The 22251-nt window shown below is 74.3% G+C and carries 20 protein-coding genes; 12 read left to right on the plus strand and 8 right to left on the minus strand.

Annotated features, from left to right (window positions below):
• Window positions 1-72 precede the first annotated feature (72 nt).
• The gene (locus RM540_RS04195) at window positions 73-342 is read left to right on the plus strand and encodes a hypothetical protein (protein ID WP_311662278.1); all 270 of its coding nucleotides are present in this window, start codon (window positions 73-75) and stop codon (window positions 340-342) included.
• A 94-nt stretch (window positions 343-436) separates the two neighbouring features.
• Here the strand turns inward: RM540_RS04195 and RM540_RS04200 are convergent, their stop codons facing one another.
• The 4 genes from RM540_RS04200 to RM540_RS04215 all read right to left on the minus strand — a co-directional run bounded on the left by RM540_RS04200 (window position 437) and on the right by RM540_RS04215 (window position 4610).
• On the minus strand, window positions 437-1480 hold the full coding sequence (locus tag RM540_RS04200) for a mechanosensitive ion channel family protein (RefSeq protein ID WP_311662279.1): 1044 nt from the start codon (window positions 1478-1480) through the stop codon (window positions 437-439).
• A 24-nt stretch (window positions 1481-1504) separates the two neighbouring features.
• Window positions 1505-2158, minus strand: coding sequence for a DsbA family oxidoreductase (locus tag RM540_RS04205; protein WP_311662280.1), 654 nt, complete (start codon window positions 2156-2158; stop codon window positions 1505-1507).
• Window positions 2159-2490: 332 nt separating this feature from the next.
• Window positions 2491-3282 (minus strand): phosphocholine cytidylyltransferase family protein, encoded by a 792-nt coding sequence (locus RM540_RS04210; RefSeq protein ID WP_311662281.1) that lies wholly within the window; start codon window positions 3280-3282, stop codon window positions 2491-2493.
• Entirely contained in the window at window positions 3279-4610 is a 1332-nt protein-coding gene (locus RM540_RS04215; protein WP_311662282.1) for an inositol-3-phosphate synthase, read from the minus strand. The genes RM540_RS04210 and RM540_RS04215 overlap by 4 nt, the downstream gene beginning before the upstream one ends.
• Window positions 4611-4888: 278 nt before the next feature.
• Here RM540_RS04215 and RM540_RS04220 point away from each other — a divergent pair, with 278 nt between their 5' ends.
• Window positions 4889-5386 (plus strand): hypothetical protein, encoded by a 498-nt coding sequence (locus RM540_RS04220; RefSeq protein WP_311662283.1) that lies wholly within the window; start codon window positions 4889-4891, stop codon window positions 5384-5386.
• Window positions 5387-5610: 224 nt separating this feature from the next.
• On the opposite strand, the gene RM540_RS04225 is transcribed toward RM540_RS04220, so the two are convergent.
• The 3 genes from RM540_RS04225 to RM540_RS04235 form a co-directional block, all read right to left on the minus strand.
• Window positions 5611-6642, minus strand: coding sequence for a rod shape-determining protein (locus RM540_RS04225; RefSeq protein WP_311662284.1), 1032 nt, complete (start codon window positions 6640-6642; stop codon window positions 5611-5613).
• Entirely contained in the window at window positions 6617-7645 is a 1029-nt protein-coding gene (locus RM540_RS04230) for an N-acetylmuramoyl-L-alanine amidase family protein (protein WP_311662285.1), read from the minus strand. The genes RM540_RS04225 and RM540_RS04230 overlap by 26 nt, the downstream gene beginning before the upstream one ends.
• 150 nt (window positions 7646-7795) lie before the next feature.
• Window positions 7796-8788 carry a deoxyhypusine synthase family protein gene (locus RM540_RS04235; RefSeq protein ID WP_311662286.1) on the minus strand — a complete coding sequence of 331 codons (993 nt, stop codon included), beginning with the start codon at window positions 8786-8788 and terminating at the stop codon, window positions 7796-7798.
• A 198-nt stretch (window positions 8789-8986) separates the two neighbouring features.
• Here RM540_RS04235 and speA point away from each other — a divergent pair, with 198 nt between their 5' ends.
• From speA to RM540_RS04270, 7 genes are all read left to right on the plus strand, one after another.
• On the plus strand, window positions 8987-11092 hold the full coding sequence (gene speA / locus RM540_RS04240; RefSeq protein ID WP_311662287.1) for a biosynthetic arginine decarboxylase: 2106 nt from the start codon (window positions 8987-8989) through the stop codon (window positions 11090-11092).
• 89 nt (window positions 11093-11181) lie between these two features.
• Complete coding sequence (locus RM540_RS04245) at window positions 11182-12087, plus strand: carbon-nitrogen hydrolase (RefSeq protein ID WP_311662288.1); 906 nt, start codon at window positions 11182-11184, stop codon at window positions 12085-12087.
• 148 nt (window positions 12088-12235) lie between these two features.
• Window positions 12236-13327, plus strand: coding sequence for an agmatine deiminase family protein (locus tag RM540_RS04250; RefSeq protein ID WP_311662289.1), 1092 nt, complete (start codon window positions 12236-12238; stop codon window positions 13325-13327).
• A gap of 308 nt (window positions 13328-13635) precedes the next feature.
• Entirely contained in the window at window positions 13636-14814 is a 1179-nt protein-coding gene (locus tag RM540_RS04255) for a thiolase family protein (RefSeq protein ID WP_432280801.1), read from the plus strand.
• An 84-nt stretch (window positions 14815-14898) separates the two neighbouring features.
• Window positions 14899-15747 carry a 3-hydroxybutyryl-CoA dehydrogenase gene (locus tag RM540_RS04260; RefSeq protein ID WP_311662291.1) on the plus strand — a complete coding sequence of 283 codons (849 nt, stop codon included), beginning with the start codon at window positions 14899-14901 and terminating at the stop codon, window positions 15745-15747.
• Window positions 15744-16166 (plus strand): hypothetical protein, encoded by a 423-nt coding sequence (locus RM540_RS04265; RefSeq protein ID WP_311662292.1) that lies wholly within the window; start codon window positions 15744-15746, stop codon window positions 16164-16166. Before RM540_RS04260 ends, RM540_RS04265 begins: the two co-directional genes overlap by 4 nt.
• A 112-nt stretch (window positions 16167-16278) precedes the next feature.
• Complete coding sequence (locus RM540_RS04270) at window positions 16279-17058, plus strand: SDR family NAD(P)-dependent oxidoreductase (RefSeq protein ID WP_311662293.1); 780 nt, start codon at window positions 16279-16281, stop codon at window positions 17056-17058.
• A gap of 248 nt (window positions 17059-17306) precedes the next feature.
• Here RM540_RS04270 and RM540_RS04275 read toward each other — a convergent pair whose 3' ends face one another.
• Complete coding sequence (locus RM540_RS04275; RefSeq protein WP_311662294.1) at window positions 17307-18623, minus strand: ATPase domain-containing protein; 1317 nt, start codon at window positions 18621-18623, stop codon at window positions 17307-17309.
• A gap of 193 nt (window positions 18624-18816) precedes the next feature.
• Between RM540_RS04275 and RM540_RS04280 the strand changes: the two genes are divergently transcribed.
• The 3 genes from RM540_RS04280 (at window position 18817) to RM540_RS04290 (ending at window position 22233) form a co-directional block, all read left to right on the plus strand.
• A complete protein-coding gene (locus tag RM540_RS04280) occupies window positions 18817-20562 on the plus strand; it encodes an aldehyde dehydrogenase family protein (protein ID WP_311662295.1) in 1746 nt (581 codons plus the stop codon).
• Window positions 20563-20669: 107 nt separating this feature from the next.
• Window positions 20670-21320 carry a hypothetical protein gene (locus tag RM540_RS04285; RefSeq protein ID WP_311662296.1) on the plus strand — a complete coding sequence of 217 codons (651 nt, stop codon included), beginning with the start codon at window positions 20670-20672 and terminating at the stop codon, window positions 21318-21320.
• A gap of 127 nt (window positions 21321-21447) precedes the next feature.
• A complete protein-coding gene (locus tag RM540_RS04290) occupies window positions 21448-22233 on the plus strand; it encodes a YbaY family lipoprotein (RefSeq protein WP_311662297.1) in 786 nt (261 codons plus the stop codon).
• Window positions 22234-22251: the final 18 nt, after the last annotated feature.

Consider the following 22251-nt stretch of genomic DNA (forward strand, 5'->3'; position numbering starts at 1 on the left):
CCTCGGATCCCGCCCCGCCCTTTACCCGGGGGCGAGGCGGGCCGATAGGAAGGGGACACCGACCCCGGCTCCATGTCCCTCTCTTCGCCCTCCGGCGACTTTGCTCAGTTCGGGTTCCCGGACCCGACGCCCGAGTTCGTCCTCATCACGACGGCCGGCGACGGCGACGGCCGCGCGCTCATCGACGGCGTGGTCGTGATCCCCGGCCTCCCCGTCTGCCGCGTCCGCATGCGGACCGACGAGGGGCGCGTCCACCGCGACGGCCCGGGCCGGCGGGCGCTCGTCGGCTACGTCCGCGCGGCGCTCCACGAGGACGTTGTGGCGGAGCTGCCGTGGAACTGAGCGGAGCGAAGTCGGCCTCCAGCTAGAGGCGGCGCTCGCGGGCGGGGCGGGGCGGGATCGGCCTCCCCGCGAGCACTGGAGCGGGCGGGGTGAGTCAGCGCCCGCCGTCGTCGTACGGGTCGCCGTACGCATCGTCGTAGCGTCCGTCGTCGTCGTCCTGCGGGCCGTCCGCCGCCCCGCCCCCGGAGCCCTTGAGGGCGGACCGGAGGTCGACGCCGCCGTTGGGGTCGAAGTCGAGCGTGCGGATGGGGAACGGGATCGTCACGCCGTTCGCGTCGAACGCCGCCTTGATGGCCTTGATGGCCCGGGACTGCGCGTCCAGGAAGTCGGTCTGCTTTCCGAACGAGACCCAGAACCGGAGCGTGAAGTTAATCGACGAGTCGCCGAACTCGCTGTAGTAGAGCTGGACCGGCTTGTCGCGGGCGATCCCGTCGAGCCCCTCGATGGCCCGGACCGCCACCCGCTCCGCGTGCTCGAGGTCGTCGCCGTAGCCCACGCCGCACGCCACGTCCACGCGCCGGTCGAGCCGGGCCGAGTAGTTCACGATGGGGTCCCCGAACACCTTCGCGTTGGGGACGATCACCTTCTGGCCCGCGAACGTGTCGATCACCGTCGACCGCAGCGAGATCTCCTTGACGGTGCCCATGAACCCGTTGGACTCGATGATCTGGCCGACCACGAACGGGTTGCGCACGGCCATGAGGACGCCGGCGATAAAGTTGGCCGCGATGTCCTGGAACGCGAACCCCAACGCCAGCCCGACGATCCCGGCCCCGGCCAGGAGGGTCGTCACGACGCCGCTGAGGCCGATGACCCGGAGCGCCAGGAACAGCCCGACGGCGAGCACGGCCACGTAGGCCAGCGTGCTCAGCAGCTCGACGACGTTCCGGGCCTGCGGCGCGTGGTCCGTCACCCGGAGCAGCAGGGCCGACACGACGCGCCGAGCGAGCCGGGCCAGGAACGCGGCCGCGACGACGATGAGGACGGCGACGAACAGGTTCGGCAGGAGCACGACGAGCCCCTCGTACCACTCGCCCAGCTTGATCCACAGCCCCGACGCCGCGTCGCTCACGTCGAGGGGCTGGAGGACGAGCGAGTCGACGGCGGCCGAGTCGGGGGCGGGCGGGGCGGTCTGCATGGGGCGGTCGGGGGGGGGCGGAAGCTACGGAGCGCCCGCGGCGTCCTCCATCCCCGCCTCGGCGGCCCGGTCGAGAGCCTGCACGAACGCCTCGACCGGCTGCGCGCCCGAGAGCGCGAACTGTCCGTCGAACAGGTAGAGCGGGACGCCCGAGATCCCGGACTGCGCGGCAATCTCCTGGCTCCGCCGGACGTCAGCCTCGAAGCGGTCGTCGCCGAGCAGCGCGCGGGCGTCGGCGGCGGGGAGCCCAGCGTGCTCGGCGATGGCTACGAAGTCCTCGGCGTCGTTCAGGTCGCGGCCGTCGGAGAAGTAGCCCTCGAACAGGGCGTCGGCCGTCTCGAAGGCGCGGTCGTAAGTGGCGCCGAGGAGCACGAGGCGGTGGGCGTCGGTGGTGTTGGGCGCCCCGGCCAGCCGGTCGAACCGGAACGCGAGCCCGGCCTCCCGCCCCGCCCGCGTGACGTGGTCGAAGGCGGCGCTCATGGCGTCGGCGCCGCCGAACTTCTGCTCGAAAAACGGCTCACGCGGGGCGCCCTCGCGGGGGAGCCCGGGCTGGAGCTGGAACGGCCGCCACCGCCGCTCGACGCCCAGGTGCGGCCGGGCGTCGAGGGCGGCCGCGAGGCGCGCCTCCCCGATGTAGCACCACGGGCAGGCGATGTCAGCGAACACGTCGAGGGTCATGGGGGATGGGGGATGGGGGATGGGGGATGGGGGATGGGGGATGGGGGATGGGGGATGGGGGATGGGGGATGGGGGATGGGGCGGGCGCCGCGAAAAGTTCCGGCCACCCCGCCGTGTGTCGTAGGGACGACCGCCGCCCCGCCCGAGGCCGCCCCGCCCGCGTAGCACCATAGGGACACGACGCGTCGTGTCTGGGGCGGGCGGGGCGGTCTTGGACGGCCCCAGCCCTGTGACCCCAGCCTCGTCCGGCCGCCCCGCCCGTCTGAGCGGCCGCCCGCCGTGGGAGCAGCCAGACCCGCCACCGCACGTCGGCAGCGGGGGCGGGGTGGTCGCTACGCCGCCCCGCCCCGCTCGCCGAGGCGGCGCTCGGCGTGCGCCAGCATGGCCGGCGTGTCCACGTCCTGCCAGAACCCGTCGCCCACGTCGAGCGCCGCCATCCGGCCCCGCTCGGCCAGGCGGCGGACGCCGTCGGAGAGCGCGGCGTCGCCCCGCTCGCGGTCGACGGCGGCGAGCGCGTCCGGGAGGGCGTCCGTGCACACGAAGACGCCCGTGTCGACGGCGTCGAACGCCTCCAGCTCCTTCCCGATCGCCACGACGCGGCCGTTCGCCGTCTGCACCTTGGTCGCGTCGTCCATGTCGAAGACCGTCTCCAGCTTGTAGTCCACGAGCAGCGTCGCGCCGTCCGGGGCGGGGCGGTGGTCGCGCACGAGGTCCCACACCTCGTCGCCCACGACGTGGTCGGCCATCGTGAGCACGAACGGGCCGTCGAGGTGCGGCCGCGCGGCCAGGACCGAGACGCCGTTCGAGTCGGCGTACCGCTCGTTGACCACGAACGCCAGCTCCAGCGGCCCGTCGTAGGCCGCCTCGACGCCTGCGCGCACCTCGTCCGGCTCGAACCCCAGGACCACGACGGCTCGGGCGCACCCCGCCCGTTCGAGGCCGCGGAGCGTCCGCGCGGCGAGCGGGACGCCGGCGACCGGCGTGAGCGGCTTGAGCGCCGTGCCCGCGTCGACGCCGGCGAGGCGCGAGCCGAACCCGGCGGCGAGGACGAGCCCCGCCCGCCCTGCGGGCTCCCGCCCCGCCCCGCCCGTGCCCGCCGGGGCGGGGTGGCCGGCGGCGCTCACGAGGCGTCCGCGTTCTCGTAGATCTCGTCGTTTTCCGAGAGGTGCGTGAGCGGCTCCTCGCCCATCATCACGCGGAGCGTGTTCTTGAGTCGGACGTGCTGGATGAACAGGTCGTGCTCGGGCACGTGGCCGACCTCGACGTGCGGGCTCTTAAAGTAGAACGAGAGCCACTCCTGGACGCCCGACCGCCCCGCCCGCGCGGCGAGGTCGAGGAAGAGCGCGAGGTCGAGCACGATGGGCGCCGCCAGGATCGAGTCGCGGCACAGGAAGTCGACCTTGATCTGCATCTTGTAGCCCAGCCAGCCGAAGATGTCGATGTTGTCCCAGCCCTCCTTCTCGTCGCCCCGCGGCGGGTAGTAGTTGATGCGGACTTTGTGGTAGAGGTCCTCGTAGAGGTCGGGGTAGACGTCGGGCTGGAGGATGGAGTCGAGCACGCCCGTCTTCGTCACCTCCTTGGCGCGGAAGCTGTCGGCGTCGTCGAGGATCTCGCCGTCGCGGTTGCCCAGGATGTTGGTCGAGAACCAGCCGTTGACGCCGAGCATCCGGGCCTTCATGCCCGGGGCCAGGATCGTCTTCATGAGCGTCTGGCCCGTCTTGAAGTCCTTGCCCGCGAGCGGGACGCCCTTCTCCTCGGCGAGCTGCTCCAGGGCCGGCACGTCGGCTGAGAGGTTGGGGGCGCCGTTCGCGTACGGGACGCCCTCCATGATGGCGGCGTAGGCGTAGAGCTGGGACGGCGAGATGGCCGGGTCGTCGTCCTCGAGCCCCTTCTCGAACGCCTCGACCGTCTCGTGGCACGGGGCGGGGCGGAGGTACACCTCCGTCGACCCGCACCACACCATGACGGCGCGCGCGGCGCCGGTCTCGTCGAGCCGCCGGCGGATGTCGGCGCGGAGCGCCTCGGCCCACTCCTTCTTGGTCCCCTCCGGCTTCACGTTCGGGCCGTCGAGGCGGCGGACGTACTGCTGGTCGAAGGCGGCCTCCATCGGCTTCACCGTCCGCAGAAAGCTCTCCATGGGCGCCAGCTCGTGCTTGTCGATCACGCCGGCGTGGAGCGCCGCGTCGTAGGCGTCGGCCGCGTGGACGTCCCACGCCCCGAACTCCAGGTCGCCGAGCGGGGCGATGTCGCAGAAGTCGCGGATGAGCGGCGTCCGGTTCTCGGACCGCGCGCCCAGGCGGATCGTCTGCATCTGCGAGAGCGACCCGAAGGGCTGCCCCGCCCCCTGCCGCACCATCTCGACGCCGGCGACGAACGTGGTGGCCACGGCGCCGAGGCCGGGCGTGAGCACGAGGAGCTTTCCTTCGTGCGGGGTGACGGCGTGGTGAGCCATGAGAGCGGGGTGGAGGGGGAGATTGCCTGGCCGCGAAGCTACGGCCGGTGCCGTGAGCCGCCCCGCCCTCTCCGCCGCGGGCGCCCGCCCCGCGCCGCCGGGGGCGGGGTGGGAGCGCCGTCCGCCCCGCTCGGCCCGAAACGTTCACGGGCAGACCCCGGCTTCTAAACGGACGATTCCCGCACGGGCGGGGCGGGCCGAGATCGAGGGCGGGGCGGCCCCGGCGTAACCCGCTTCTCCGAGCGCCGTACGGGCGCCCCGAACCGCCGCCCCGCCCCATGACCAAGGCTCCGCTCCCGGTGCGTCTCGCCGCCCCGCCCCTCGTGCCGTCCAGTGTCGCGTTCCTGCGGCTGGTCTGGCGCGAGCTGGCCGCCCCGCCCGTCGTGGACGCGGCCTTCCCAGGCGTCCGCCTGGCCGACGTGCCCGTCACGCTGGGCGGGTTGGGGGACGGCGCGCTGTCCGTGGCGGGGACGCTGTCGCTCCACCGGACGGCAGCGGGCGCGCACCGGCTCGGCGTGGAGTTGCCGCACCCGCTGTTCGGCGGGCTCCGGCTGCCGGTGCGGCGGCGCGTCTACTCGCTGGACGACGTGCTTGACGTCCGGTGGGAGCCGGGGCGCTGGGGCGGCACGCTCCGGCTGACGCCGATGGAGCGGGGCGGCCTCCGCGACCTCCCGGGCCGGCCGCGCGGCGCCGTCTCGTTCGGCGTCGGGCGGGGCGACCGGGCGCGGGCCGAGGCGTTCGCCCACGCCGTCGCCGTGGCGGACCTGCCGGCGTAGCGGGGGCGCTGACACCCGGTTGCCGAGTGGTTGCGACACGCCCACCCCGCCCTCTTCCTCTGGGCGAGGGGCGGGGACACGGGCGGGGTGGCGAATGCCTTGCAAACTCAGCGATCCCGTGTCAGAACCGAGATGAGGGAGCGGCGGCGACGGGCGAAAACGAACGGAGGGACGAGCGTTTGTCTGCCCGTCCCTCCATCCCCGATCCCTCCCTCATCCCTCGGCTACAGGTCCTCCCAGTACTCGGCCGGCATGTCCTGCGCGAGCGCGAGCGCGCCCTGGGCGCCGCTGTAGAGCGGGTCGTCGACGGTGCGGACGCGGGCGGGGCCGGTCTTGGCGAGCTCGGCCTCGAGCATCTCGGCGAGCCCGCGGATCTGGCCCCCGCCGCCGGCGAGGTACACGTTCTTGCGGACGGTCTCCTGGAAGTCGGGCTCGTAGCGCGAGAGGAGGTCGGCGGCCGCCTCGACGAGGGCCGGGACGATGCTCTCGCACGAGGCCCGGAGGTCGTCCGTCACGTCGTAGTCGCCGAGCGTGGAGGCGTCGGCGCCGCGCGCCGAGACCTTGCCCTCGGGCTCGCCGACGAACGCCGAGGCCTCCTTGACCTGGCGGAGCGTGGTCTCGCCAAAGCGGACGGACGGGTACCGCTCGCTGAGGCGCCGCGCGAGCTGGCGGTCGATGGCGTCGCCGGCCAGCGTGAGCGTCCGCTGGTCCTCCTCGGTCGGCATCGTCCCGTGCATGACGCACAGGTCGGCCGTGCCGGCGCCGATGTCGACGATCATGGCGCCGTCGAGCGCGTCGATCCCGTAGGCGACCGCGAACGGCTCGGACACGATCATGAGCGCCTCGGCCAGGTCGCCGACGACGTCGCGGACGGCCGCCTTGCTCGCGTGGAGCGCCTCGGCCGGCACGCCGATCGCAGCGCGGACGGGCTGGTCGTCCTCGGTCTGGACGGCTTCGAGCAGGTGGCGGATCAGCTCGCGCACGGCCTCGTGGTCGCGCTCGGAGCCCTCGCGGATCACCCCGCCCTCGAGCGGGCGCACGAGGTCGAGCGACATCCGGTGGCGGACGGCGTCCGCGCCGTAGAGGACCTCTTTCCCGAGCATCTTGCGGGAGACGAAGTCCTTGGGCCAGCCGACGTAGCTCTCGACCCACGTCGTCTTCTCGTTCGAGGCGGCCGCCGCGCTCCGCGACGTGCCCAGGTCGATGCCCACGTGGAGCGGGGCGGAGGTCTTATCGGTCTTCTTCGCGGGGGGCATCGGCGGCGGCGGGTGGGGGGGAGCCCTGAAGGTACGTGAGGACGCCCGCTTCGAGCGCGGCGGCGATCGCATCGCGGTAGGCCGCCGTGCGCAGGCGGTCTTCCTCGGCGGGGTTGCTGAGCGCCGTGATCTCGGCCAGGATCGCCGGCGCCTCGGTGTGCAGGAGCACGGCGAACGGGGCCGGCTTGGCGCCCCAGTCGGCCCGCGACACGAGGCCGCCCTGGTCCACGAGCGCCCGCTGCACCGACTCGGCGAGCGCCCGCGACTCCTGGAGCTTGACGGCCATGCCCGCCCGGCGCACGGCCGCGTTGAACTCGGCGACCGAGAACCCGCCGCCCGCGTTGCCGGCTCGCGCCAGCGCCCGCGCCGTCGAGTCCGCCTCGACGCCGAAGTAGTACGTCTCGACCGGCGCCAGCGCCGGGTCGGGCAGCGCGTTGACGTGGACCGAGACGTAGAGGTCGGCGCCGGCGCGGTCGGCGAACGCGACGCGCTCGGCCAGCGACACGGCGCGGTCGTCGTCGCGCGTCAGGAGCACGCGGTAGTCGCCGCCCCGCTCGAGCCGGTCGCGGAGCCGCCGGGCCACGTCGAGCGTGACGGCCTTCTCCTCCAGCCGTCCCGGGCCGACGGCGCCGGGGTCGTAGCCCCCGTGGCCGGGGTCGACCACGATCGTCCGCACGTCGAGGCCCAGCACGTCGGCCACGCCGCCCGAGCCGGCGGGGCGGGGCGGGGCGGGGTCCTCCAGCGCGCCCGCGTCCGCGGCGGGGGGCGAGGGCGGGGCGGGCTCGGGCCGCGCGAGCGCCCACGCCCCCACGGCGGCGAGCGCGACGGCGAGCGCCGCGGCGACGGCCACCCACGCCCGCCCCGCCCCGCCCCGCTCGGGCGGCGGCGGCGTGGGGGCGGGGCGGCGCCGGCGGGGCGGCGGCGTGCCGGTCCGGTTGGTCTCGTAGACCTCGCGGAGGATGGCCTGTTTGCCGGGGCGGCGCCCGGGCGGGGCCTGAGCCATGAGTGCACGGGGCGGGGGGACCGTCCCCGCAGTCTACGCCGCCCCGCCCGGGCGGGGTGGGCTCCGGGCGGACGGGGTGCGGGCGGGCGGGCGCTCTGGGCGGGGCGGGGTGGGGTGGGGTGGGCGCACAAACCCGGCCGCCCCGCCCGCTCAGGCGCCGCCCCGCTCCGACCGTTCGAGCACGTACTGGAAAATGAGCGGCGCCACGATCGTCGCGTCCGACTCGACGATGAAGCGCGGCGTGTCCGGGCCGAGCTTGCCCCACGTGATCTTCTCGTTGGGGACGGCGCCCGAGTACGACCCGTAGCTCGTGGTCGAGTCCGAGATCTGGCAGAAGTAGGCCCACAGCGGCGTCCGCCGGTCGAGGTCCTGCTCCAGCATGGGGACCACGCAGATCGGGAAGTCGCCGGCGATGCCGCCGCCGATCTGGAAAAAGCCGATGCCCGCGCCGTCGGCGTTGGCCGTGTACCAGTTGGCCAGCCACGTCATGAACTCGACCCCGTGCTTGACGGTGTGCGGGCTCTTGACGTCGCCGGCCAGGACGTGCGCGGCGAAGATGTTGCCCGTCGTCGAGTCCTCCCAGCCCGGCGTCACGATCGGCAGGTCGGCCTCGGCGGCGGCCACGAGCCAGCTGTCTTTGGGGTCGATCTGGTAGAACTCCTCCAGACGGCCCGAGCGGATGATCCGGTAGAGCACCTCGTGCGGGAACAGACGCTCGCCTCGCTCCTCGGCCCCGCGCCACTCGTCGACGAGCGCGGCCTCGATGCGGCGGAACGCCTCCTCCTCGGGGATGCACGTGTCGGTCACGCGGTTCATGCCGCGCTCCAGGAGCGCCTGCTCGTCGGCCGGCGTGAGGTCGCGCCAGTTCGGGAGGCGCTCGTAGTGGTCGTGCGCGACGAGGTTGAACAGGTCCTCTTCGAGGTTCGCGCCCGTGCACGAGACGATGTGGACGTGCCCGCGGCGGATCATGTCCGCGAGCGAGAGCCCGATCTCGGCCGTCGACATGGCGCCGGCGAGGGCGACGAGCATCCGCCCGCCGCCGTCGACGTGGGCGCGGTACGCCTCGGCGGCGTCGACGAGCGCGGCGGCGTTGAAGTGGCGGTAGTGGTGGCGGAGGAAGTCGGAGACGGGGCGGTCGGACACGGCTCGGGCGGGGCGGGGTGGTCGGGGAGATGCGGACGGTGGCCTCGGGACGTTCACGGGAGCGCGGGCGGTCCGCCGTCGTAGCTTTTTCGCCGGCTCTCCAGGCCGCCCCGCCCGCTCCTGTAGCCTGCGCCGCCCCGCCCGAGCTCACCCCCCGCTTTCCGGCAGGTCGCCTCGCTCCCGGCGCACAAACGGGGGGTGCATTCCCACCGCCCCACGCGCGCCTCGTTCCCGACTCGGGCGGGGCGGTGCCCCCGCCCGAACCGCCCCGCCCCGCTCGCGTCCGAGCGCCCCGTCACCCCGCCCCGCCCGCCGTTGCAGATCGACGCCCCGACCGTTTCCGAGACCGCCCCGCCCGAGGCCGCGTGGGCGCCCGCCGACGCCGTCGGCCTGTACCACATGGGCGCCTGGGGCGAGGGGTACTTCGGGGTCAACGACGCCGGCCACGTCGTCTGCCGGCCGGACCCGCGGCGCGAGGGCGAGATCGATCTGGCCGCCGTCGTCGACGAGGTGGTCGCCGGCGGGCTGCGGCTCCCGGCTGTCGTCCGGTTCCAGGATTTGCTCGACACGCGTGTGCGCCAGCTCAACGAAGCGTTCCAGGCGGCGATCGCCGAGGCCGGCTACGGCGGCGCCTACACGGGCGTCTACCCGGTCAAGGTGAACCAGCTCCGCGAGGTGGTCGACGAGATCGTCGAGGCGGGGCGGCCGTACGGGTTCGGGCTCGAGTGCGGGTCGAAGACCGAGCTCGTGGCCACGCTCCCGCGGCTCGAGTCCGACGACACGCTGTGCCTGGTCAACGGATACAAGGACGCGGCCATGCTCGGGCTCATCCTGACGTTCCAGCGGCTGGGCCGGCGCGTGCTCCCGATCGTCGAGAAGACGGCCGAGCTCGACCAGTTCCTCGCGCTCGCCGAGGCGGCCGGGCAGCCGGCCCGGTTTGGGCTCCGCGTCAAGCTCTCGGCCGTGGCCCCGGGGCCGTGGACGAAGTCGGGCGGGACGCTCTCGAAGTTCGGCGTCTCGCTCCCCGAGGTCGTCGACGTCGCCGACCGCCTGCTGGCGACGGGCCGCGCCGACGCGCTCCGGCTCCTCCACTTCCACGTGGGCAGCCAGATCGGCGACGTGGGCGCGCTCAAGACGGCCGTCCGCGAGATCACGCGCGTCTACGCCCACCTCACGAAGCGCGGCCTCGAGATCCCGTACCTCGACGTGGGCGGCGGGCTCGGCGTGAACTACGAGGCGCTCCCGCTGGGGGCGGGGCGGGGCGGCGTCGACTACTCGATGCAGGAGTACGCCAACGCCATCGTCTACGCGGTGGGCGAGGTGTGCGAGGCCGAGGGCGTGGCCCCGCCCCACCTCGTGAGCGAGAACGGCCGCGCGGTCACGGCGCACCACTCGGTCTTGGTGGTGGACGCGCTCGAGCAGACCGAGAAGCCGGGCGTCGCCGACGACTTCGCGCTCCCGGCCGACGCCCACCCGGTCGTCCGCGACCTCGACGCGCTCCGGGCGTCGGCGGGCGGGGCGGTCGGGCTGGGCGAGCTCCTGGAGGTCGTCCACGACGCGACCGAGGCCCGCGAAAAGGCCGAGGCCCTGTTCCAGTACGGCTACCTCGACATCGGGCCGATGGCGCTCGCCGAGCGCCTGTACTGGACCGTCTGCCGGGCCGTCCACGCCCGCGTCGAGGCGGCGGACCCGGACTGGACCCCGCCCGAGCTGGAGGCGCTGGGCGACGCGCTCGCCGACCAGGTGCTCTGCGACTTCTCCGTCTTCCAGTCGCTCATGGACCACTGGGCGCTGGGCCAGCGCTTCCCCATCGTCCCCATCGCGCGGCTCGACGAGCGGCCGACGCGGCGCGCGCGGCTCGTCGACATCACGTGCGACTCGGACGGCGAGGTGGCCCGGTTCGTCTCGCCTGAGGGCGACAAGCACGCGCTCGAAGTCCACGACATCGGGGGCGAGGGCGGGGCGGGGCGGCCGTACCGGCTCGGCGTGTTCCTCGTCGGCGCCTACCAGGACATCCTGGGCGACGCGCACAACCTGTTCGGCGGCGTCGCCGAGGCCCACGTCTACCTCGACGAGACGGAGCCCTCGGGCTACTACGTCGAGGAGACGCTGCCGGGCACGACGGTCGAGCAGATGCTGGCCCGCGTCCAGTACTTCCCGTCCGAGCTCCAGACGCGCGTGCAGGCGTTGCTCCGCGAGAAGACGAAGGGCGGGGTGGTCCGCCCGAAGCAGGCCCAGGCCATCCTCGCCGACTACCGCGCCCTGTTCGACGCCTCGACGTACCTCGATGCGAGCGACGGGTGACGGGTAACGAGTAAAGGGCAAAAGGCCCTTCGCCGCCCCGCCCGTCCTCCTCCTGCCCGTCACCCGTCACTCCTCACTCTTTACCCGTTTTGCCTGACCCCTTGAAGATCGGCCTGGTCCAGATGTCGATGACGACGGACCGCGACGCCAACCTCGCCCGCGCCCAGGACCTCGTGCGCGAGGCGGCCGGGCGGGGCGCCGGCGTCGTGTGCCTGCCCGAGCTGTTCCTCTCGCCGTACTTCTGCAAGACCGAGAGCCCGGAGCCGTTCGCCTGGGCCGAGCCCGTGCCCGGGCCGACGACCGAGGCGCTGGAGCCGCTCGCGGCCGAGCTCGATGTCGTCGTCGTGGCGAGCCTGTTCGAGCGGCGCGCGCGCGGGCTCTACCACAACACGGCGGCCGTGATCGACGGGCCGCGCGGCTACCAGGGCAAGTACCGGAAGATGCACATCCCGGACGATCCTCTGTATTACGAGAAATACTACTTCGCACCGGGAGACCTGGGGTTTTTGAACTGGGAGACCTCGAAGGGCGACCTCGGCGTGCTCGTCTGCTGGGACCAATGGTACCCCGAGGCCGCGCGGCTCACGGCGCTCCAGGGCGCCGAGGTTCTTTTCTATCCGACCGCGATTGGCTGGCACCCGGGCGAAAAGGACGAGCACGGCGAGGCGCAGCGCGAGGCGTGGATCACGGCCCAGCGCGCCCACGCCATCGCCAACGGCGTCTACGTGGTCGCCGTCAACCGGACGGGCTTCGAGCCGGTCACGCTCGACGACCCGGACGCCGAGCGGGCGGGGCGGGGCATCGAGTTCTGGGGCTCGTCGTTCGTCGCCGGGCCGGACGGCCGCGTCCTGGGCCAGCTCGGGCAGGACGAGGAGGGCGTGCTCGTGGTCGAGGCCGATCTCGGCGCCATCGGCGACCAGCGCCACGGGTGGCCGTTCCTCCGCGACCGCCGCGTCGACGCCTACGGCGGCGTCACCGAGCGCTACGGGCGGTGAGGGGGACGAGGTACCGGGTGCGGGGTACGCCGCCCCGCCCGCACCGAACGCCGCCGGTACGGACGGCCCGCCCCGCCCCGCCCATGCGGCGGGCGGGGCGGCCTCAGGCCGTACCCGGCACCCCGTACCTCGTACCCCCGACGTGTCTATGACCCCCACCCCGCCCACGCCCGGCGCCCTCGGGTACCGCCGTTCCGCCGAGTGGGACCGCCACGAGGCGACGTGGCTGACGTGGCCGCACTGCCAGGACACGTGGCCCGGCGTCGTGCTCGCCGAGGCCGTCGAGCCGGCCTACGTCGCCATGATCGACGCGCTCCGGCACGGCGAGACGGTCAACGTGTGCGTGCTCTCGGACGACCACGCGGCAACCGTGGCCGACCGGCTCCGCGCGGGCGGGGTGGCGAGCGGCGACGGCACGCCGGTCCGCCTCCGCGTCGTGCCGACCGACGACGAGTGGGTCCGCGATTACGGCGCCCTCTTCGTGCGCGACGGGGCGGGGCGGCGGCTCGCGACGGACTGGGTGTTCAACGCCTGGGGCGGCAAGTACGACCGGACCGAGCGGAACAACACCGTCCCCGCGGCGATGGCAGCCGCCTACGACGTCGAGCGCGTCGCCTTTCCGGTCGTGCTGGAGGGCGGGTCGGTCGAGGTCAACGGCGCGGGCCTCGCGCTCACGACCGAGAGCTGCCTCCTCAACCCGAACCGGAACCCGGGAATGGGCAAGGCCGACGTTGAGCGGGTCCTGTTCGACGGCCTGGGCGTGACCGAGACGGTCTGGCTGGGCGACGGGATCGCCGGCGACGACACGGACGGCCACGTTGACGACATGACGCGGTTCGTGGGCGAGCGGACCGTCGTGACGGCCGTCGAGCCGGACCCGGACGACGCCAACCACGAGCCGCTCGCCGACAACCTCGCGCGCCTGAGGGCGTGGCGCGGGCGGGACGGGCGCGGCCTGGAGGTCGTCGAGCTGCCCATGCCGCCGGCGCTCTTCCACACGCCCGAGGGCGGGGCGCCCGGGGGCGGGGCGGCCGAGCGGCTGCCGGCGAGCTACGCCAACTTCCTCGTGGCCAACGCGGCCACGCTCATGCCGTCGTTCGGCGTGCCCGAGGACGACCGGGCGGCGGCGGTCCTGGAGCGCGTCCTCGACCGACCGGTCGCGCGCATCCCGGCGCGGGACCTCGTGTGGGGCCTGGGTGCGTGTCACTGTCTCAGCCAGGACGTGCCGGCGGGGCGGTAGGGGAGGGGCGTCCGGTGTCGCCCCGCCCCACGGCGCGGGCGGGGTGGCCACTGCCCGCAAATGCGGACACCACGCGTGGTGTCCCTACGAATCCGCCCCGCCAGCGTGCCCGCCCCGCCCACGGGCGACCGCCGGTCGCCCCTACAACCGCCACCCCGCCCGCGGCATGGGCGGGGTGGTGCATCTTGCGCCCGCTGCCCGCTGCCCGCTGCCCGCTGCCCGCTGCCTTCACCCGTCCGTCAACCGTTGGGCGGGGCGGCGGGATAGCTTGTCGGAAACGCTTCCGCCCCGCCCTCTAGCCCCGCCGTATGATGCCCCAGTCCGTCATCCTCTCCGCCGCCCGCACGCCCGTCGGCTCGTTCGGCGGCGCGCTTTCGACCGTCTCGGCCCCCGACCTCGGTGCCGCCGCCATCACCGGCGCCCTGGAGCGGGGCGGGGTGGACAAGGACCAGGTCCAGGAGGTCATCCTGGGCAACGTGGTCACGGCCGGCGAGGGGCAGGCGCCGGCGCGGCAGGCGGCGCTCGGCGCCGGGCTCCCGCAGTCCGTCGCGTGCATGACTATCAACAAGGTGTGCGGGAGCGGGATGAAGGCGGTCATGCTGGCCGACCAGGCCATCCGCGCCGGTGACGCTGAGGTCGTCGTCGCGGGCGGCATGGAGAACATGAGCCAAGTCCCGTTCTACCTCCCCAAGGCCCGCTACGGCTACGGCTACGGCGACGGCAAGCTCGTCGACGGCCTATTCCACGACGGCCTCCGCGACGCCTACGACGGCGTGGCGATGGGCGTCGCGGCCGACGCCTGCGGCGTCTCGTGCAACGTCCCGCGCGACCGCCAGGACGCGTTCTCGGTCGAGAGCTACCGCCGCGCCCAGGCGTCGACGGAGAATGGCGCGTTCGCCCAGGAGATCGTGCCGGTGACCGTCAAGGGCCGCAAGGGCGACACGGTCGTCGACACGGACGAGGAGCCGGCGCGGACCAACTTCGACAAGATCCCGTCGCTCCGGCCCGTGTTCTCCGAGGAGGGCACGGTCACGGCCGCCAACGCGAGCACGATCAACGACGGCGCCGCCGCGCTCGTCGTCGCCTCGTCCGAGTGGGCCGAGGCGAACGGCGCCACCCCGCTCGCGCGCGTCGTCGCGTCGGCCCAGCACAGCCAGGCGCCGATGGAGTTCACGACGGCGCCCATCGAGGCCGTCCGCAAGGTGCTCGACCGGGCCGGGCTCACGATGGACGACATCGACCTGTTCGAGGTCAACGAGGCGTTCGCCGTCGTGGCGCTCGCCGCGCAGGACGCGCTCGACATCCCGGACGAGAAGCTCAACGTGCGGGGCGGGTCGGTCGCCGTCGGCCACCCCATCGGCGCGTCGGGCGCCCGCATCCTGACCACGCTCCTCCACGCCATGAAGGAGACCGACGCCAAGCGCGGCCTCGCCGCCATCTGCATCGGGGGCGGGGAGGCCACGGCGATGATCCTGGAGCGGGACTAGGGACTGGTGACCAGGGACTGGGGGAGCCCAGTCCGAGCACCCTTCCAGTCCCCAGTCCCTTGTAGTCCCCAGTCCCCCCACACCATGAACCTCTCTGTTATCGGCGCCGGCACGATGGGCAACGGCATCGCCCACGTGTTCGCCCAGGCCGGCCACGACGTCACGCTCGTCGACCTCGACCACGACCGGCTGGGCGCCGCCCGCGCCACGATCGACAAGAACCTCGGGCGGATGGTCGCCAAGGAGCGGATCACGGCCGAGGACCAGGCCGCGACGCTCGACCGCCTGAAGGCCGAGACCGACCTCGTCAAGGGCGTGGCAAACGCCGACCTCGTGGTCGAGGCGGCGACGGAGAACGCCGAACTCAAGGCCCGCATCTTCGACCAGCTCGACGACGCCGCCCCGCCCACGGCGATCCTCGCCTCGAACACGTCGTCCATCTCGATCACCCAGATCGCCGCGGCGACCGACCGGCCGGAGCAAGTGATCGGGATGCACTTTTTCAATCCGGTCCCCGTCATGAAGCTCGTCGAGGTCGTGCGCGGGCTGGCGACGTCGGACGAGACGTACGAGACGGTGCAGACGCTGGCCGAGAGCCTGGGGAAGACGCCGGTCGAGGTCAACGACGCGGCCGGGTTCGTCTCGAACCGCGTGCTCATGCCGATGATCAACGAGGCCATCTTCTGCGTCCAGGAGGGCGTGGCGACGCCCGAGGCCGTGGACACCGTCATGAAGCTGGGCATGGCGCACCCGATGGGGCCGCTCACGCTGGCCGACTTTATCGGCCTCGACGTGTGCCTCTCCATCATGGAGGTCCTGCACCGCGAGCTGGGCGAGGACAAGTACCGGCCGTGCCCGCTGCTGCGCAAGATGGTGACGGCGGGGCGGCTCGGGCGGAAGTCGGGCCGCGGCTTCTACGACTACGCCGCGTGACGGCCACCCCGCTCCCGCTGGCGCTCGCCGTGGCCGGGGCCGTCGTCTACCACATCGCCCAGAAGTCGGTCCCGGACCGGGCGTCGCTGTTCGTCGTGGTCGGGCTGGCGTACGCCGTCGGCGCGGCCGTGTGCGCGGGCGTCGTGGTCTGGGGCGGGGCGGACGTGGCCGGCGGCGTGCGCGTGGCGTGGCGCCAGGCGGCGGGGATCGGGCTGGGCGCGCTCGGCGTCGAGGCGGGCTACCTCCTGGCCTACCGGGCGGGGTGGCCGATCTCGACGGCCTCGCTGGGCGTCAACGCGGCCGTCGCGGCGGTGCTCGTGGCGATCGGGCTGCTGGCCTTTGGCGAGGTGCTGACGGTGCGGCAGTGGGCCGGCGTGGCGGCGTGCGCGGTCGGCCTGGTGCTCCTCACGTCGCGCTAGCCGCCCCGCTCGCGCGGCCAGGGCGGACGCGGGGGTCAGTTCCGCCCCGCCCGGGCACACGGGCGGGGTGGAGCGCGTGCTCACGTTCCATTCTCTTGACCCCGCCCCGTCCATGCCCCACGTCGTCTTTATCACCGGCGCCTCCGCCGGGATCGGCGCCGCCTGCGCCCGCGCCTTCGCCGCCGCCGGCGACCGCGTCGTGCTCGCCGCCCGCTCCGAAGACCGCGTCGCCGCGCTCGCCGACGAGCTCAACGCGGCGCACGGCGACGACACCGCGCTCGCCGTCGCCCTCGACGTGACCGACGCCGAGGCCCACGCGCGCGTCGTCGCCGACCTCCCCGCCCCGTTCGACGCCGTCGACGTGGCGGTCCTCAACGCGGGGCTCGCCAAGGGGCTGCGGCCGGTGTGGGAGAACACCTCTAGGGAGGTCGACCAGATGGTGGACACGAACGTGAAGGGCGTCCTCAATGGGATCCGCGCGCTCGTGCCCGACATGCTCGCGCGCGGGCGGGGCCACGTCGTCACGATCGGCTCGACGGCCGGCCACGCCGTCTACGCGGGCGGGGTGGTCTACTGCGCGACCAAGCACGCGCTCCTCGCCATCAACGAGGGCCTCAAGGTGGACCTCCACGGGACGCCCCTCCGCGCGACGGCCGTCTCGCCGGGCTTGGTCGAGACCGACTTCTCGCTCGTCCGCTTCGACGGCGACGCCGAGCGGGCGGACGCGGTCTACGCCGACACGAACGCGCTCACGGCCGACGACGTGGCCGACGCCGTCGTCTACTGCGCGCACGCGCCGGAGCGTGTGAACGTGGCCGAGCTCCTCGTCACGCCGCGCGTGCAGTCGGGGTACACGATGACGGCGCGGGGGGAGGAGGCCGAGGGGCTGTAGGAGCCGCCCCGCCCGTCGCGGCCCGTCCCTCGTGCGCGCCGGGGGCGGGCGGTGTGCCCCAGACTGCGCCCGCCCCGCCCCACGTCTTGCGGGCAGGGCGGTGTGCCCGATGCGGACACCACGCGTGGTGTCCCTACGGATCCGCCCCGCCCGGGCGCCGCGGCCCGACGGCGTTGCATGCAACGCCGCTACGACGGCCGCCCCGCCCCCGGCGCGGGCAGGGTGGTGCATTTTGCCCCCGCTGCCCGCTAGCTGTCGAAGGCGTAGGCCATCAGGTCCGCGGGCGTCTCGAACGGCTGAGCGTCGGGAATTGTCACGGCCGAGATCGCGCGGAGCGTGGCCTCGGCGGGCGCGCCGACCGACTGGCGGAGGTCGGCTCGGAGCGCCTCGAAGAGCGCCTGGCCCGCCTCGGCCCCGGCCGCCGGCAGGAGCACGATGAGGCGCTTGCGGTCGTCGTCGGTCAGCAGGTGGGCCGCGTTGGGGAGCGAGCGGCCGACGGCCGCCGCCACGTCCGCAAAGTGGGCGGCCTCGGGCGCCGCGGGCTCCATCCGCACGGCGACGACGAGGAACGGGGCGTCGGCGCTCCGGGCCTGGAACGCATCGGCGAGGGCGCTGCGGAACGCGGCGTCGGGACTTTCGGGAGCCGGCTCGGGCGGGGCGGGAGCCACTGCGGGCGGGGCGGGGGCCGGCGGCGAGCTCTGACCGTCGCCGCTGGAGTCGGCGAGGTAGCCTTGCTCCAGGAGCGCGTCGGCAGGGTCGACTCCGGGCAGCCCGTCGCCGGCGTGGAGGAGGGCGGGGTCGACGGCGGGCGGGGCGATGACGGCGGCCGGGGGCGCGGGCGCGGCCTTGGCACCCGCCCCCTGAGGACTCACCGCCCCGCCCGAGCGGGCGCCGTCGGCCGGCGCGTCGAAGACGACTTCGGACAGGAACGGCGTCCCGACCCGCTCGTCGTCGGGCGGGGCGGCGTTGGGCGCTGGGTCGAGCGTGAGCTCCCCGTCCTCCCCGACCCGGACCACCCCGTCGGCCACGCGGCGCACGACGTCGAGGGCCTCGTCCGAGGCGCCGTCGGCCGGCGCCCCGAGCCCGACGACGAGCGTCGACCCCAGCGCGCGGAGGCTCGCGGCGAGGCCCGCAAACGCCTCCTCCAGGCGCTCGGCCGAGTCGAACTGGACGAGCGGCGTCGCGTCTTCGACGACGACGCGGGCCGGAGACTGGGAGCGGACGAGGCCGATCAGGCCGCGGTAGGCCGCTTCGAGGTCGTCCGACCCACGTTCGGCGAGCGCGGCGGCCGTTGGGATGCGGAGGGGGTGGAGGAGCCCCGAGCCGTGGGCCGCGGCGAGGTCGAACCCGACGCCCCGGCCGGTCTCGGCGAGCTCGTCCGGCGAGCGGGGCGATAGGAGGAGGCACGCGCCCCCCCCGTCGACGGTCGCCCGGGCGGCCTGGAGCGCGGACCGCCCCGCCCCGCCGGTGCCCACGAGGAGGTACGTGGCGCCGGCGTCGAACCCGCCCCACTGGCGGTCGACGGCAGGGAGGCCGGAGGGCGAAAGTGTGAGGACGGAGGACATGGGCAGGGGAGGGGTCCGCGTGACCGACGACAAACGCCGTACCGCCGGGCGGGGCGGGGTGGACCCGCGCCCGGGCGCGCGGGAGGTGGGGTGGGGCGGGAACCTTCGACCGATGCCGGGGCGACTTCGTAACGCGGCCGGCACAGCGCCGCCGTCCGTACGTTCACCGCCCCGCCCCCGACCCTTGCGACCGATGGACGCCGACCTCGTTTCGATCCAGGAAGCCCGCGACGCCGCGCAGGCCGCCGCCGCCGCCCAGAAGCAATTTAAGACCGCCACGCAGGACGACGTGGACCGCATCGTCGCGGCGTGCGTCGAGGCCGGCGCTGCCGAGGCGAAGCGGTTGGGCCAGCTGGCCCACGACGAGACCGGGTTCGGGAGGCCCGAGTCGAAAGAGCAGAAAAACTTGTTCGCCACGCGCACGCTGGCCGCCCAGATGGACGGGATGCGGACGGCCGGCATCGTCGGCAAGAGCGACGACGGCAACGTCTGGACCGTTGCCACGCCCATGGGCGTCGTCGCGGCGCTCGTGCCGTCGACGAACCCGACGGCGACGGCGTTCTACAAGGCACTCATCGCGCTCAAGGCCCGGTGCGGGATCGTCATGAGCCCGCATCCGCGCGCGGCACGCTGCACGGCCGAGGCGCTCGACGTGATCGCCCAGGCCGCGACCGACGCCGGCGCGCCCCCCCACCTCCTCGCCTGCCTCGGGCGGACCGACGCGGGCGTGACGATCGCGGGGACCGACGCGCTCCTCGAACACCCGGACGTCGACGTCATCCTGGCGACGGGCGGCGGGGCCATGGTGCGCGCAGCGTACTCGAAGGGGAAGCCGGCCTACGGCGTGGGCTCGGGCAACGTGCCGGTCTACGTCGACCGGAGCGCGAACGTCGAGAAGGCGGCGGCCGACGTCCTCACGGGCACCTCGTTCGACTGGGGCACGCTGTGTTCGACCGAGCGCTCGGTCGTCGCCGACAGCCCCGTCCGCTCGCGGATGCTCGACGCGCTCCGCGAGCGGGGCGGGCACGTGTGCTCGGACGAGGAGACCCGGAAGCTCCGGGCCATCATCAAGCCCGGCGGCCGGTTCAACACGGACCTCGTGGGCCAGAGCCCGCGCCGGATCGCCGAGATGGCCGGCTTCTCGGTCCCCGACGGCGCCCGAGCGCTCGTCGCCGAGGTCGACGCCGTGGGGCCGGACGAGCCGCTCTCGATGGAGACGCTCTCGCCCATCCTCTCGTTCTACGTCGCCGACGGCTGGGAGGCCGGGTGCGAGCGGTGCCTCGAAGTGCTCGAGTTCGGCGGCATCGGCCACACCCTCGCTCTCCACGCCACGAGCGACCGCGTGATCGAGCAGTTCGCGCTGAAAAAGCCGTCCATGCGCATCGTCGTCAACACGGTCGCCGCGCTGGGCTCGGTCGGCATGACGACCGACCTGTTCCCGGCCATGACGCTCGGGCCGGGCACGCTGGGCGGCTCGATCACGAGCGACAACGTGACGCCGCTCCACCTCGTCAACCTGAAGCGGGTCGCGTTCGAGACCGCCCCGCTCAACGACGACCACGGCGAGCCGCTCGCCGAGGGCGCCGCCCCGCCCCGCTCGGCCGCCCGTTCCGAGCGCGCCCGCTCGGAGCGCGCCCGCCCCGCCCGCGCCACCCCGCCCCGCCCCGAGCGCACGAACGGCGCGGCCGCGCACCCGTCCGGCGACGGTTCGTGGATGGACGAGATCGAGGCGCGGCTCGTCGCCCGCGCGGGCAACCAGGAGGTCGGCGCAGCCAACCGAAAGGTGGGCGCAGCCACCCGTCAGGATGGCGCAGCTACCCGCGCCGAGCGGGGCGGGGTGGGAGAGGGGCCGCCCCGCCCGGAGGAGCGGGGCGGGGCGGACGCGCTGCCGCTGCCGGAGGGCGAGATCGACGCGCTCGTCCGCCGCTTCCGGTCGTAGCGCGGGGCGGAGGCGCTGCTCGGCGTCCCCGTCCTCTCCTCCTCGACGCGCGGGCGGGGCGGGGCGGTCGGGCGGCGTAGCTTGGCCTCCCCCCGGACCGCCCCGCCGTGCGCCTTCGCCTCTTTGCCCTCGCCTGCCTCGTGCCCGCGCTCGCCGCGTGCGTCCCCTACGCCGTCGGGACGACGCCGGCGACGACGCCGGCCCGCGAGGTCCGCCCCAGCGTCGTGTTCCAGATCGCGTCCGAGGACCGCTCGCTCGACGAGGACGACCGGCCGGGCGGCGCGCAGCTCATGATCGGCAACGGCGCGCGCCTCGGGCTCGACGACCGCTCCGACGTGGGCTTCCAGATCCTCGGCCTGGGCAGCATCGTGGCGACGTACCAGCGCCAGTTTCTGGGAGCGCCCGGCGCCGACCGCGGGGCGGCCTTCATCGTCGGCGGCGGCGTCGTCGGGACGAGCCACCTCCACATCGAGGGCACGGTCGTCGCCTCGCCGGGGCCGCTGTCGTTCGCCCGCCGCGTGACGCCGTACTTCGGCGCCCGCGTGCAGGACCTCACGCCGTTCTCGGGCGACGCGCTCAACACGCAGCCGGCGGTCGGCGGCTTTTTCGGCGCCCGGCTCGGGTGGCCCGACCTCGCGGTCAGCCCCGAAGTCGGCGTGTTCTACAGCCCCACCCCGCTCCGGGGAACGGAGAACGTCGTTGTCGTGCCGTCGGTGACGCTCCGCGGTGCGCGGCTGGCGAAGGCGCTCGGACTGTAGCGGCGGGGCGGTCGCGGACCGGCGAGGCCACCCCGCCCGCACGCGGTCCGGGCGGGGCGGCGCACCGTTCGGCGGACGCCGCCCGTTGCTCTGCTTCCCCGAGTGCCCTCTCTCCGGCTCTACCGCCATGCGCCCGCTCTCCGTCTGCGTCGCCGTTCTTCTCTTCGCCCTGGTCGGGTGCGCCGACGGCCGGGTGCCCGCCGAGCCCGGCGCGGCCGAGTCCGACGCCGTGCTCACCGGCGAGGTGTTCTACCTCCCCCGCATCGCGCTGCCGCCCGACGCCGTCGTCCACGTCCGCCTGGACGACGCGGGCGCCGCCGAGATGCTCGCCGAAGAGACGATCGCGGTCGAGGGGCGGTCGGTTCCGGTTTCGTTCACGCTCCGCTACGACCCCGCCCGCATCGACTCCAGCCGCCGCTACGTCGTCCACGCCGAGATCCGCGACGGCAGCGGCGCGCTCCAGTGGGTGACGGACCCCGACGTGCCCGCCCTCACGCAGGGGGCGTCGGCGGACGGGCTCAAGGTGCGCGTGGTGCAGGCGGGGGCCGCCGACTCCTCGGCGGTCGCCAGCGCGCTCGTCGGCCCGACGTGGCGGCTCGTGCAGATCGAGGCGCACGATGGCGGGGCGGTGGCGCCCGGCGCCGACGAGACGCTCACGCTCACGCTCGGGGCGGACGGTCGCTTCAACGGCCGCGCCGACTGCAACGCCTACTCCGGCCGCTACGAGGCCGAAGACGGCGGCCGCATCGGCTTCGAGCAGACGGCCGCCACGCTCGCCGCGTGCCCGGGGCCGTCGCTGAGCGGCCGCTTCCTGGCCACGCTGGGCCAGACGGAGCGCTACGCCGTCGACGGCGACCGCCTCCGCCTCCGCACGGGTGACAGCGCGGCCCTCGTGTTCGAGCGGGGCGAGTAGCCCGCCCCGCCCGGCCGC

Source organism: Rubrivirga litoralis, assembly GCF_031846415.1.
GTDB classification, from domain to species: Bacteria; Bacteroidota; Rhodothermia; order Rhodothermales; family Rubricoccaceae; genus Rubrivirga; species Rubrivirga litoralis.

What these genes read in the sequence shown, in the direction of transcription:
- RM540_RS04290 (WP_311662297.1), top strand. Translation starts at nt 21,448, where the DNA reads ATGCGCCCGCTCTCCGTCTGCGTCGCCGTTCTTCTCTTCGCCCTGGTC.
- RM540_RS04280 (WP_311662295.1), top strand. Translation starts at nt 18,817, where the DNA reads ATGGACGCCGACCTCGTTTCGATCCAGGAAGCCCGCGACGCCGCGCAG.
- RM540_RS04255 (WP_432280801.1), top strand. Translation starts at nt 13,636, where the DNA reads ATGATGCCCCAGTCCGTCATCCTCTCCGCCGCCCGCACGCCCGTCGGC.
- RM540_RS04225 (WP_311662284.1), bottom strand. Translation starts at nt 6,642, where the DNA reads ATGCCCCCCGCGAAGAAGACCGATAAGACCTCCGCCCCGCTCCACGTG.
- RM540_RS04220 (WP_311662283.1), top strand. Translation starts at nt 4,889, where the DNA reads ATGACCAAGGCTCCGCTCCCGGTGCGTCTCGCCGCCCCGCCCCTCGTG.
- RM540_RS04195 (WP_311662278.1), top strand. Translation starts at nt 73, where the DNA reads ATGTCCCTCTCTTCGCCCTCCGGCGACTTTGCTCAGTTCGGGTTCCCG.
- RM540_RS04205 (WP_311662280.1), bottom strand. Translation starts at nt 2,158, where the DNA reads ATGACCCTCGACGTGTTCGCTGACATCGCCTGCCCGTGGTGCTACATC.
- RM540_RS04275 (WP_311662294.1), bottom strand. Translation starts at nt 18,623, where the DNA reads ATGTCCTCCGTCCTCACACTTTCGCCCTCCGGCCTCCCTGCCGTCGAC.
- RM540_RS04215 (WP_311662282.1), bottom strand. Translation starts at nt 4,610, where the DNA reads ATGGCTCACCACGCCGTCACCCCGCACGAAGGAAAGCTCCTCGTGCTC.
- RM540_RS04230 (WP_311662285.1), bottom strand. Translation starts at nt 7,645, where the DNA reads ATGGCTCAGGCCCCGCCCGGGCGCCGCCCCGGCAAACAGGCCATCCTC.
- RM540_RS04200 (WP_311662279.1), bottom strand. Translation starts at nt 1,480, where the DNA reads ATGCAGACCGCCCCGCCCGCCCCCGACTCGGCCGCCGTCGACTCGCTC.
- RM540_RS04270 (WP_311662293.1), top strand. Translation starts at nt 16,279, where the DNA reads ATGCCCCACGTCGTCTTTATCACCGGCGCCTCCGCCGGGATCGGCGCC.
- RM540_RS04260 (WP_311662291.1), top strand. Translation starts at nt 14,899, where the DNA reads ATGAACCTCTCTGTTATCGGCGCCGGCACGATGGGCAACGGCATCGCC.
- RM540_RS04250 (WP_311662289.1), top strand. Translation starts at nt 12,236, where the DNA reads ATGACCCCCACCCCGCCCACGCCCGGCGCCCTCGGGTACCGCCGTTCC.